At 70.1% G+C, this 12,117-nt stretch carries 9 protein-coding genes and 1 pseudogene; 5 read left to right on the top strand and 5 right to left on the bottom strand.

The genetic code is table 11. The features are described 5' to 3' along the window. Positions 1-251, bottom strand: a pseudogene (locus VGN50_RS07215) (MFS transporter); the annotation flags it as partial. 125 nt (positions 252-376) lie between these two features. On the opposite strand from VGN50_RS07215, the gene VGN50_RS07210 reads away from it, so the two are divergent. The 4 genes from VGN50_RS07210 to VGN50_RS07195 all read left to right on the top strand — a co-directional run bounded on the left by VGN50_RS07210 (position 377) and on the right by VGN50_RS07195 (position 6,408). Then, complete coding sequence (locus tag VGN50_RS07210) at positions 377-2,626, top strand: FUSC family protein (protein ID WP_327444044.1); 2,250 nt, start codon at positions 377-379, stop codon at positions 2,624-2,626. 91 nt (positions 2,627-2,717) lie between these two features. Next, complete coding sequence (locus tag VGN50_RS07205) at positions 2,718-3,152, top strand: Fur family transcriptional regulator (RefSeq protein WP_327444043.1); 435 nt, start codon at positions 2,718-2,720, stop codon at positions 3,150-3,152. Positions 3,153-3,200: 48 nt separating this feature from the next. Further along, positions 3,201-5,378, top strand: a complete 2,178-nt coding sequence (katG, locus tag VGN50_RS07200; protein WP_327444042.1) for a catalase/peroxidase HPI — start codon at positions 3,201-3,203, stop codon at positions 5,376-5,378. Positions 5,379-5,535: 157 nt separating this feature from the next. Further along, a complete protein-coding gene (locus VGN50_RS07195) occupies positions 5,536-6,408 on the top strand; it encodes an LLM class F420-dependent oxidoreductase (protein ID WP_327444040.1) in 873 nt (290 codons plus the stop codon). Between the two features lie 33 nt (positions 6,409-6,441). On the opposite strand, the gene VGN50_RS07190 is transcribed toward VGN50_RS07195, so the two are convergent. Together VGN50_RS07190 and VGN50_RS07185 are read right to left on the bottom strand one after the other, a co-directional pair. Continuing rightward, positions 6,442-6,927 carry a nucleoside deaminase gene (locus VGN50_RS07190; protein WP_327444039.1) on the bottom strand — a complete coding sequence of 162 codons (486 nt, stop codon included), beginning with the start codon at positions 6,925-6,927 and terminating at the stop codon, positions 6,442-6,444. Continuing rightward, positions 6,920-8,380: a purine-cytosine permease family protein gene (locus VGN50_RS07185; RefSeq protein WP_327444038.1), complete on the bottom strand. Its 1,461-nt coding sequence runs from the start codon at positions 8,378-8,380 to the stop codon at positions 6,920-6,922. Before VGN50_RS07185 ends, VGN50_RS07190 begins: the two co-directional genes overlap by 8 nt. A 140-nt stretch (positions 8,381-8,520) precedes the next feature. On the opposite strand from VGN50_RS07185, the gene VGN50_RS07180 reads away from it, so the two are divergent. Next, positions 8,521-9,135, top strand: a complete 615-nt coding sequence (locus tag VGN50_RS07180; protein ID WP_327444037.1) for a DUF309 domain-containing protein — start codon at positions 8,521-8,523, stop codon at positions 9,133-9,135. 58 nt (positions 9,136-9,193) lie between these two features. Here the strand turns inward: VGN50_RS07180 and VGN50_RS07175 are convergent, their stop codons facing one another. After that, entirely contained in the window at positions 9,194-10,312 is a 1,119-nt protein-coding gene (locus VGN50_RS07175; protein ID WP_327444036.1) for an enolase C-terminal domain-like protein, read from the bottom strand. After that, positions 10,312-12,102 carry a thiamine pyrophosphate-requiring protein gene (locus VGN50_RS07170; RefSeq protein WP_327444035.1) on the bottom strand — a complete coding sequence of 597 codons (1,791 nt, stop codon included), beginning with the start codon at positions 12,100-12,102 and terminating at the stop codon, positions 10,312-10,314. The genes VGN50_RS07175 and VGN50_RS07170 overlap by 1 nt, the downstream gene beginning before the upstream one ends. Positions 12,103-12,117: the final 15 nt, after the last annotated feature.

Here is a 12,117-nt window from a genome sequence, read left to right as displayed (position 1 = left end):
CGCACTCGGCCGTACATGTCTCCGAGTCGGCCGAAGCTCACCACGAGCACGGCGGTGACGACGAGGTAGCCCATCATCAGCCACAGCAGGTAGCTGGAGTTGCCGGGGGCGAGGGGGTTGATCCCCAGGCCGCGGAAGATGTCGGGCAGTGCGATGAGCAGGATCGAGGAGTTGATCGTCGCGATGAGGATGCCCAGCGTCGTGTTCGACAGGGCGACCCATTTGTACCGGGGTGAGGTGATGTCAGTCATTTGCTTCAAGCGTACTAACTAACCTGCCTAAGGTGAAACCCGAGCGCTCGTTCCGGCCCCGGCAGCGGGGTCGGGTGGACCGCCCGCGAGCGGGGGCGACCTGGGCTCTGGGAGGATCGGTCCCCATGGAGCCCGCCGCGACCGTCACCGGCTGGACGAGGGCGTTACCGGCGAGGGGAACCGCACGGCTGCGGGTGGCACTTCGGGACGGCCGAGACCGTCTGATCGCCTCCGACCCCGGCCTGGGACGGCTTCGGCAGGGGCTTCGGGCGGTGCTCGCGGTCGGCACGACGGTGCTCGTGGAGCAGCTGTACGCGCAGGCGCTCGGGGTGCCGCCGATCCTCGCCCTCCTGATGGGGGCGATCGTGGCAATGCTGGCCTCGACCTCCGTCAGCGAGCCGTCGCGGCAGGCGACGCTGCTCACCATGGGCGGTGTGCCCGTCGCCGCCTCGGTGGGCGCAGGGCTGGGCGTGGTCACTTCGGCGCATCACCTCCTGGGCCTGACCACCTTCGTGGTGGTGTCCTTCGTGGCGGTGTGGGTGCGGCGGTTCGGGCCACGCTGGTTCACCTACGGTTTCCTGGCCTGGCAGGGCTTCTTCTTCGCGTTGTTCCTGCACCCGCCGCTGAGGGCTCTGCCGTACCTCGTGGGAGCGATCCTGGTGGCCTCCGTCTGGGTCGGCCTGCTGCTGCTGACCTTCTTGTGGGGTGACCCGCAGGTGCGGCTGCGGCGCACGGTCCAGGCACTGCGGGCGCGGGCGCGGGCCGGCATCTCGGTGATGATCGAGGTCCTCGACGAGCCCGAGGCGGTGAAACCCAGGCAGCGGCTGCGCGGTCAGATGGTGCAGCTGTCCGAGATCGCGTTGCTCATGGACGGGCAGCTCGCCGACTCCCGTGCGTTGCCCCCTGGCCTGCGGCCTGGGCAGGTGCGGCGGTGGGCCGTGGACATCGAGATCGCCATGGACGACGCGGCAGGCGCGGTCGTGGAGCTGGCTCGGCTCAAGCAGCGGCACGAGCTGCCGCGCGAGGTCGATGCTGACGTCCGGCAGCTGCTGCACGCGCTGGGGTGGGGCGAGGGGCCACGCGGCCACGAGTGGGTCGCCGCCCTGAACCGCGCGCCTGGTCCCAGCATCCCCGCGGTCCGCAGGCTCGCGTGGGCCGCCGCCGAGCTCTTGCTCCTTGTCGAACGCTGGGAGAGCGGGGACCTCGAGGACCCGGCGCGTCCCGGTCAGACGGACGACCCGCTCGACCTGGCCGAGGTGCCCTTCGAACCAGTGGTCACCCTGTTCGGCGGCAACCTGCCCGGGTCGGCGATGGCCGCGTCGAACATCGGTGGCGACACCGTGGGTCGGTCCCGCTGGTCCCCGTCACGGTGGGCCCTGACGACCCGGCAGGCGCTCCAGGCCGCGGTTGCTGCCGCGCTCGCCATCGTGGCCGGCGAGTCGATCTCGGCCCAGCGCTACTACTGGGCGGTCATCGCGGCGTTCATCGCCTTCACGGGCGCCTCCAACGCCGGCGAGACCGTGCGGCGGAGTATCGCCCGGGTCGCCGGGACGATGGCGGGCCTGGTCGGTGCGATCGGCCTGGCCCACCTGACCGCCGGACACCAGGTCGCGACGGTCGTCGGGCTGTTCTCGTGCATCTTCCTGGCCTTCTACCTCCAGCAGATCTCGTATGCCGCGATGATCTTCTTCATCACGCTGATGCTCGGGCAGATGTACACGTTGCTCAACACGTTCACCGATGCCGTGCTGGTGCTGCGGCTCGAGGAGACGGCGGCGGGTGCGGCCATCGGTGTGGTGGTCTCGTTCCTCGTCCTCCCGACCGGGACTCGCGCGACGGCGCGGGCCGCCCGCGCCGGGTTCCTGCGACAGCTGGCCGACCTGCTCGACGGCTGCGCCGTTCGCCTTCGAGGCGACGCTGTCAGCGGCACCGACGCCGACCTCCTCGCCCTCAGCGTGGGTCTGGACGCGTGGGGCCGTCAGGTCGTGCGCACCTTCCGCGCGGTGACGCGCGGTGGTCTCGTCAGGGTCGACCGGGGGAGGCTCCGACACCGGCTCAGCCTCCTGGGCGCCTGCGGAACCCACGGTCGGGCGCTGGCGTCGCTGGTGTGGGAGGGCCACCTCGTCTCGCACGAGCTCGCGGCAGCGTGTGCGGATCTCGCCGCCCAGGCCCGTCGGCTGGCTGAGGTCGGTGCCCTGCCCGCGTCGGGGGAGCTGGCCGCCTCCGTCGCAGACACCCGCGAGCGGGTCAGCTCCGTCGTGGGTGAGGTAGCCGGCTCGGCTGGGCCGGAGACTGTGAGTGGGCGCCAGAGGGAGCTGGCCAGCATGGCCATCGGACGGCTGGCCGATGCTCTCGCCCTCGTGGCCGCCCGTTGAGCCCCTGCCGGCTACCCCGCATATGCATGCGGCCCGCTGTTCGGGCCCGGCGGATCTTGATCGACTCAAGATAATGGCGCATACTCGCGACGTGCCTGTCACCGCCGACTTCCAGCAGCTGCTGCGGGAGTCGTCTCTGCGGGTGACGCGTCCACGGCTGGCTGTGCTGGCCGCGGTCCACTCGCATCCGCATGCCGACACCGACTCGATCATCGGCGCCGTGCGCGAGGAGCTGCCCGGTGTGTCGCATCAGGCGGTCTACGACGTCCTGCGTGCGCTCACCGCAGGCGGCCTCGTGCGGCGCATCCAGCCATCGGGCTCCGTGGCGCGCTACGAGTCGCGGGTGGGCGACAACCACCACCACGTCGTATGCCGGAGGTGCGGCATCATCGCCGACATCGACTGCGCGGTCGGGCACGTTCCCTGCCTGACCGCCTCCGATGACCACGGCTTCGCCATCGACGAGGCCGAGGTGACCTACTGGGGCACGTGCCCCGAGTGTGCCGCCCGGCCCGTGCCCAGCTGACCCGACGAGACCCCCGAACCCGAACACCAAGACAGGAGATCGACCGACGTGTCCGAGAGCGAAAACCCGGTAATCCCCCCGCCCAGCCCTTCCTCGTCCCGGCCCCACACGAACCAGGACTGGTGGCCGAACCAGCTGAACCTGCAGGTGTTGCACCACAACGAGTCTCGCGCCACGCCGCTGGGCGGGTCGTTCGACTACAAGAAGGCGTTCGCCAGCCTGGACGTCGAGGCACTCAAGCGCGACATCACGGCGGCGATGACCGACTCGCAGGACTGGTGGCCCGCTGACTTCGGGCACTACGGCGGCCTCTTCATCCGCATGAGCTGGCACTCGGCGGGTACCTACCGCATCGAGGACGGCCGCGGCGGTGCGGGCGACGGCGCCCAGCGGTTCGCGCCGCTGAACAGCTGGCCGGACAACGCCAACCTGGACAAGGCTCGTCGCCTGCTGTGGCCGGTCAAGAAGAAGTACGGCCAGCAGATCTCGTGGGCCGACCTGCTCGTCTTCGCGGGCAATGTGGCCTTGGAGTCCATGGGGTTCGCGACCTTCGGCTTCGGCTTCGGCCGAGAGGACGTGTGGGAGCCGGAGGAGATCTTCTGGGGCCCCGAGGACACCTGGCTGGGCGACGAGCGCTACAGCGGCGACCGTGAGCTCGCCGGCGCCCTGGGCGCGGTGCAGATGGGCCTGATCTACGTGAACCCGGAGGGGCCCAACGGCAACCCTGACCCAGTGGCGGCCGCTCGCGATATCCGTGAGACGTTCCGGCGCATGGCGATGAACGACGAGGAGACCGTCGCCCTGATCGCGGGCGGACACTCGTTCGGCAAGACCCACGGTGCGGCCTCGGCTGACCACGTCGGCCCTGAGCCCGAAGCCTGCCCCGTCGACCACCAGGGCCTGGGGTGGAAGAACACCTACGGCACCGGCAAGGGCGCCGACACCATCACCAGCGGGCTCGAGGTGACCTGGTCCTCGACGCCGACCCAGTGGGGTAGTGGATTCTTCGACAACCTCTTCGGCCATGAGTGGGAGCTCGTCAAGAGCCCCGCCGGCGCCTGGCAGTGGGTGGCCAAGGATGCCGACGAGACGGTGCCGGACGCACACGACCCGAACCGCAAGCACCGGCCCACGATGCTGACCACCGACCTTGCCCTGCGTGAGGACCCGGCATACGAGAAGATCTCGCGCCGCTTCCACGAGAACCTCGACGAGTTCGCGATCGCCTTCGCGAAGGCCTGGTACAAGCTGCTGCACCGCGACATGGGCCCGGTCTCGCGCTATCTCGGGCCGTGGGTGCCCGAGGCGCAGCTGTGGCAGGACCCGCTGCCGGCCGTGGACCACGAGCTCGTCGACGACTCCGATGTCGCCGCACTCAAGGCCACCCTCCTCGGTTCCGGTCTGTCGGTGGCGCAGCTCGCCTCGACGGCGTGGGCGTCGGCCGCGTCGTTCCGCAACACCGACAAGCGCGGTGGTGCGAACGGTGCGCGGATCCGGTTGGAGCCGCAGCGCGGCTGGGAGGTGAACCAGCCCGAGCAGCTCGGCGAGACGCTCGAGATGCTCGAGCGGATCCAACGGGAGTTCAACGAGGGGCAGAGCGGCGGTCGCCGGATCTCACTGGCCGACCTCATCGTGCTCGGCGGGGTCGCCGCGGTCGAGCAGGCTGCCCGTAACGCAGGCCACGAGATCACGGTCCCCTTCACGCCCGGCCGCACCGACGCCACCCAGGAGCAGACCGACGTCGAGTCGTTCAGCGTGCTCGAGCCGCGGGCCGACGGGTTCCGCAACTACGTCCGCGCCGGCGAGAAGGTGCCTGCGGAGACGCTCCTGCTCGACCGGGCCTACATGCTGGGTCTCACCGCCCCCGAGATGACCGTGCTGGTGGGCGGAATGCGGGCACTGGGGACGAACGTCGGCGGCTCTCCGCACGGTGTGCTCACTGACCGCACCGAGGCGCTGACCAACGACTTCTTCGTCAACCTGCTAGCGCCGGGCATGGAGTGGAAGGCGGCGCAGTCGGAGGAGAACACCTTCGAGATCCGGGACGCCGCCAGTGGCGAGACGAAGTGGACCGCCACGGCCGTCGACCTCGTCTTCGGCTCCAACTCCCAGCTGCGCGCCATTGCCGAGGTCTACGCCAGCGACGATGCGGACGAGAAGTTCGTGCAGGACTTCGTCGCAGCATGGGTCAAGGTCATGAACCTGGACCGGTTCGACCTCGTCTGAACCGCGTTGGGTCGGCGAGCCCCGGTCACCGCAGAGGTGGCCGGGGCTCGCCGCTGCGCTGAACGCATCAAAGTCGTGGGACCACCGCGTGCTTCCCGCGCCGATAGGGGAGAGGATGGTGGGGACTGCTGGCCGGACACCGTTGACGAGGAGTGGCATGAAGCTGGGACTGCACATCGCGGACTTCACCTGGGACGGCGGCGCCGCCGCCCTGAGGGGGCACCTGGGTGAGATCGCCACACGCGCCGAGGACGCGGGATACGACCGGGTCAGCGTCATGGACCATGTGTGGCAGATCGGGCACCTGGGACCGCCGGAGCACGAGATGCTCGAGGCCTACACCGCGCTGGGCTACCTGGCCGCGAAGACCGAGCGCCTCAAGCTGCTCACCGTGGTGACCGCCGTCGTCTATCGCGAGCCCGGCCTGCTGGCCAAGGCTGTGACCACCCTCGACGTGCTCTCCGGCGGCCGAGCGATGCTGGGCATCGGCGCGGCGTGGAATGAGGAGGAGTCGCGCGGGCTGGGCCTGTTCTTCCCCTCCACCGCCGAGCGGTTCGAGCGGCTGGAGGAGGCGCTGCAGATCTGCCTTCAGATGTGGAGCGACGACGACGGGCCGTACGAAGGCAAGCACTACCGGCTCGAGCGGACGCTGAACTCCCCGCAGTCCCTGAGCCGGCCGCACCCGCCGATCCTCATCGGCGGCGCCGGGGAACGGAAGACGCTGCGGATGGTGGCCCAGTATGCCGACTCCTGCAACATCTTCGACTCGCCTGAGCTCGGCCACAAGCTCCAGGTGCTGCGCGAGCACTGCGAGCGGCTCGGGCGCAACTATGACGACATCGAGAAGACGGCCCAGCTGCGCTTCGACCTCGGTCCGCGCGGCGAGCACGTGGAGCAGACGATCGAGCACCTCCACGAGCTGGCCGAGCTGGGCATCGAGGTGGCGCACGGCACCCTGGCCAACGTCACCAGCCCGGAGGCCCTCGATCTCATGGGTGAGAAGGTGATCCCGGCTGCGGCCGCGTTCTGACCGCAGCCGGTCTCGGGCCCGCTGCTGACCTCGCTAGCTGGTGACCTCGGCGACGGGGCCCTCGCCGATGTCCTCGTTCCAGAGGTCGGGCCGCTCCTCGATGAAGGTCGTCATCATGGAGACGCAGTCGGGGTCGTCGAGCAGGATGACCTCGACGCCGGCCTCGGCCAGCCAGTCATGCCCGCCGTGAAAGGTCTGCGCCTCGCCGATGACCACGCGGGAGATGCCGAACTGGCGCACCAGGCCGCTGCAGTACCAGCACGGTGACAGCGTGGTGACCATGGTGGTGCCGCTGTAGGACCTCTGCCGCCCGGCGTTGCGGAACGCGTCGGTCTCGGCGTGGGTGGCGGGGTCGTCGTTCTGCACCCGCCGGTTGTGTCCGCGACCGAGGAGGCGTCCGTCCACGCCGAAGAGCGCTGCACCGATAGGTATGCCGCCTTCGGCCAGTCCGGCTCGCGCCTCCTCCACCGCGACGGCCAGGCGTGCCAGGTCGTCGGCCAAGGCTCGGGTGTCAGCCATGCGTCGCGGCTTCCGCGGGCGCGGCGGTGTCGGAGCCGATGCGGGCAGGGAGGACCTTGACCAGCACGGCATACAGCACGGCGGCGATCACGAAGCCCACCTCGAAGGTGAGGTCGCCGGCCTTGGGGTGTGCGGTCGGTACGAGGCCGGTGTACTTCTGCTGGTTGGAGAACAGCCAGATCGAGAGCACCATGCCGACCCCCATGGCGATGGGGCCGGCCCAGTTGCGGAAGGTGCGGTCGGTGAGCAGGCCGGTGATGTCGGAGCCCCGGCGCAGGTAGCGGTCCATGAGGACGACCCCGAGCCACGGGCCGATCCAGTAGGAGATCACGAGCAGGAAGCTCTCGTAGTTCGCGCCCGCGTTACCCAGCCCGGCGAGGGCCAGCACGAGGCCGGCCACACCGAAGACGACGGCGACGATGGCGCGGGCACGGTGGGTGGGCAAGGAGAATCCCAATGACAGGAACGACATTGCACCCGAGTAGATGTTGAGGGCGTTGGCAGCGATCGCACCGAGCGCGATGCACAGCAGCGTCAGCTTGGCGAGCACGCTCGGCATGACGGAGGTGTAGACGCCCGGGTCCAGCGCGGCGCTCTTGCCGACCGCGGACACCATTGCCGCGCCGGCCGTCTCGAGCAGCACGCAGGACACCAGGATGCCGAGTCCGGCGTTGGTCCCGGCGGCACGGCCGGTGCCCGGTCGCAGGTACCGCGTGTAGTCGGAGGCGTAGGGGTTCCACCCGCACGCGTAGCCGAAGGCTGCGCCGGTCATGAGCAGGAAGCCACCCAGCGGGGGCGGGCCGCCGCTGAGTGCTGCCTGCCCCGGGTGGGACTTGCTGAACACGATGACGGCTCCCACGACGAACACGACACCCAGCAGGGGGAGGGCGTAGCGCTCGAAGGCGTGCACGAGGTTGTGGCCGATGAAGGCAACGAGCAGCATCGCCGCCACCACGATGACGAGACAGAGGCTGGTCGGGAGAGCGGTCAGGAGAGCGTGCAGGGCGAGGGCGCCGCTGATGCTGTTGACCGCGAACCAGCCGATGCCCGCCACGGCTGCGTTGATGCCGGCAGGCAGAGCGTTACCGAAGAAGCCGAAGCCAGTGCGGCTCAGGACCATCTGGCACATGCCGCTATCCGGTCCCCAGGACGACAGGATGGCGTGTGTCACCGATCCGAGCACCGTCCCCAGCACGATGGCCGCGAAGCACTGCCAGAACGTCAGGCCGAAGAACAGGACCCCGAGGATGCCCACGGCGATGGTCGCGAACTCCAGGTTGGGCGAGGTCCACGTCCAGAGCAGCTGGCGCGCGGTGCCGTGCCGGGAGCTGAGGGGGATCACGTCGACCCCTCCCGGCTCCACGGCGAGGGTCTGGGCGCCGTAGTGCTCGCGTTCGATGGGGTTGGCCTGCGCGCCTGGTGCGCCGTTTCCTGGGTCCTGCCGAAGCGTCATGTGGGCATTCTCCTGTGCCATGCCCTCTGGTGGGGAGAACCTCGAGGCTTAATCGCACCGTGTCGGCATCGTGGTCGACGCGCCTACGCTGGAGCCATGGCGACGCGAGGGGTCCGGCAGGTTCTCCCAGGACGCCTGCCGTGAGCGGCGGTCGCGACTCTGGCCGCGATCGCGACCGGGGAGGTCGAGCGCGTCAGGCCCGGCCGCGTGACGCGCTCGGGAGGCCGTTGCCGTACGGCGCCACCGGGGTCGAGCCGGTCTCCGAGGAGCCGCTGCCACCGGAGCAGACGATCGAGATGGCCCGTGCGCTCGTGGAGGAGGGGCGCCCGTTCTCGGCCCACGAGGTACTCGAGGCCCGCTGGAAGGCGGGGCCGCACGAGGAGCGAGACCTGTGGCAGGGGCTGGCACAGCTCTGCGTCGCGCTCACCCATGCGGCCCGTGGCAACCACGTCGGAGCCGGCCGGTTGCTCGAGCGGGGCGTCGGCCGCCTGGAGGCGTATGCCGCGGCGGAGGATACGACGTACGGGCTCGACCTCGGGACGGTAGTGACCTGCGCCCGCGAGCGGGTGACGTCTCTGGGAGCGACCGAGGGCGCGAGCGAGAGAGCGCCAGCGGGCGCGAGTGCGTACCCCAGCGGTGACAGCTCGCCGTGGCCTCGGGCTGGCTCGGCGCCTGGCCATGCGTCGGGGGATACCGGGGTGGCCGGTGCTCAGGCCGGTCTTCCGGCGTCTGGACCACCACCTGCCCTGACCTGAGTCGCGCCCGGGCGACCCGTGGGCGCCGGGTGCCGGCGAACAGCCGAGGGTCGCCCGCTCAGCGGACGCGGTAGCGCTCGACGTCCTGCCGGCGCAGCGTCAGCCCGGTGCCCGGCGAGGAGGAGTCCGGGGTGATGCTCCCGCCGCTGGGGTCGAGGGCGCCGTCGAAGAACATCGACTCGATGCGGACGTGGTCATGGAACCACTCGATGTGTCGCAGGTTGGGCGTCGCGGCCGCGGCATGCGCGTGCAGGTGCGGACCGCAGTGCGCAGACACCTCCAGGCCGAACGAAGCGGCCACCGCTGCGGCGCGCAACCACTCGGTGATGCCACCGCAGCGCGACAGGTCGACCTGGAGACAGTCCACGGCCCCCGACTGGCACATCCGGCGGAAGTAGTAGATGTCGTTGCCGTACTCGCCCGCCGTCACGTCAGCACTCACCGCCTGTCGCACCTCGCGGAGCCCTTCGAGGTCGTCGGAGCTGACCGGCTCCTCGAACCACCGCACGTCCAGCTCGTCCGCCTCGTGCATCACCCGGATGGCCTGCTTGGCGCGGTATCCGCCGTTGGCGTCGACGAACAGCTCCACGTCCTCTCCGACCGCCAGGCGGGCCTGGCGCATCCGGTGCAGGTCGCGCGAGGTGTTCGTCCCCCAGGACTCGCCGATCTTGATCTTGACGCGTGGGATGCCCTCCTCCACCCAGCCACCGAGCTGCCTCGTCAGCTGCTCGTCGTCATAGGTCGTGAAACCGCCGCTGCCATAGACCGGCACCGACGCGCGAGCGGCGCCGAGCAGCCGGTGCAGTGGCAGCTCCAGCAGCCGCGCCTTGAGGTCCCACAGGGCGACGTCGACGGCGCCGACGGCATACGACCCCATCCCGGGGCGCCCGGCGTTGCGCAGTGCGCGGAACATCGCCTGGGACGTGCTGGAGATGTCGAGGGCGTCCGAGCCCGTGACCACGGGAGCCAGCAGCTCCTCGACCAGGGGCGCGACTGCCTTGGGGGCATAGGTCCAGCCGGTTCCGGTGACCCCGTCGGCGCTCGCCTCGACGAGCACGAGCGTGGTGGAGTCCCAGGCGATGGTGCCGTCCGCTTCGGGTGCGTCGGTGGGCACCGTGTAGGCCGTGACCCTCACCTCGCCGACCGGCGTGTCGACGCAGGCCGGCCCTGCCGGCATCAGTCGGATCCCGGGAGGAGCTCTGCCACCTTGGTCTTCACGCCCTCCTTGACCACGCCCCATCGGTCCTCGTCGCCGTGCATGAGCGCACGCGCGGTCGCCTTCATCTCCGCCAACGTGGCGTGCGGCGGCACCGGTGGCACGTTCGGGTCGACGTGGACGTCGAGGACGGTGGGCCGGTCGGCCGAGAGCGCCCGCCGCCAGGCGTCCTCCAGCTGGGCGGGGTCGTCGACCGTGATGGCCTGCAGTCCCAGGCTGGCGGCGAACGCCGCATAGTCCACGTCGGGCAGGGTCTGCGACTCCGCGAACTTGGGAGACCCCTCCATCGCCCGCATCTCCCAGGTCACCTGGTTGAGGTCGTTGTTGTGCAGCACCGCCACGACCAGTCTCGGGTCGGACCACTGCTGCCAGTAGTGCTTGACGGTGATGAGCTCCGCCAGGCCGTTCATCTGCATCGCCCCGTCGCCGACGAAGGCCACGGCTGGGCGGTCGGGCTGCGCGAACTTGGCCCCGATGACGTAGGGAACCCCAGGACCCATGGTCGCCAGAGTTCCGGACAGCGAGCCGCGCATGTCGCCCCTGAACTTCAGCTGCCGGGCGTACCAGTTGGCTGACGACCCGGAGTCAGCGGCCACGATGGCATTGCTCGGCAGCTGCGCCGAGGCGGCGTGGAAGAGCAGCTGCGGGTTGACCGGCTCAGCCTCGACCTCGGCCTCTCGGTCCATCGCCTCCCACCAGTCCGACACGTTGGACTCGATGCCGGCCCGCCACTCGCGGCTCTCGTTGCGGCGCAGGTGGGGGATGAGCGCGCGCAGCGTGGTGGCGGCGTCCCCGACGAGGTTGAGCTCGTATGGGTACCGCATGCCGACGAGCTTGCCGTCGAGGTCGATCTGCACCGCCCGAGCCTGCCCGAACGGCGGCATGAACTGCGTATAGGGGAAGTTCGACCCGACCGTCAGGAGGGTGTCGCAGCCCATCATCAGCTCGTAGCTGGGCCGCGTGCCGAGCAGCCCGATCGAGCCGGTGACCCAGGGCAGCTCGTCGGAGAGGACATCCTTGCCCAGCAGGGCCTTCGCCACTCCGGCGCCGAGGATCTCCGCGACCTCCTCGATCTCGGCCGCGGCCCCGCGCGCGCCCTGTCCGATGAGGATGGCGGGCTTGGTGCCGCTGGACAGGATCTCGGCGGCCTGACGGACGCCCGCCTCGTCCGGCGCGACTCGGGGCCACTGCATCCCGAGGCTGGAGGGCACCATCTTCATCGCGTGCGTGGGTGCTGAGTACTCCAGCTCCTGCACATCGGAGGGGATGATGATGGCCGTGGGTGCCCGTTCCGCCAGCGCGATGCGGATGGCGCGGTCGAGGACGTTGGGGAGCTGCTCGGGCACGGTGACCATCTGGACGTACTCGCTTGCCACGTCCTTGAACAGGCTGAGCAGGTCGATCTCCTGCTGGTACGCCCCGCCCATGCCGCTGCGGGCGGTCTGGCCGACGATGGCGACGACGGGCACGTGGTCGAGCTTGGCGTCGTAGAGGCCGTTGAGCAGGTGCACGGCACCGGGCCCGGACGTTGCCATGCACACGCCGAACGACCCGCCGAACTTGGCGTAGCCGACTGCCTCGAACGCCGACATCTCCTCGTGCCGCGACTGCACGAACTGAGGGGTGTTGTCGGCACGGCCGAAGGCGGCCAGCACCCCGTTGATGCCGTCACCGGGGAACCCGAAGACGTGCTGGACCCCCCACGCGCGCAGGCGCTCCAGCAGGTAGTCGGCGACCGTCTGTGCAGCCATGACCTCTCCTCTCGT

The organism is Pedococcus sp. (genome assembly GCF_036000045.1).
Lineage (GTDB): Bacteria > Actinomycetota > Actinomycetes > Actinomycetales > Dermatophilaceae > Pedococcus.
The sequence above is the reverse complement of the archived record's forward strand: the minus strand, read 5'-3'. Positions and strand labels throughout refer to the sequence as shown.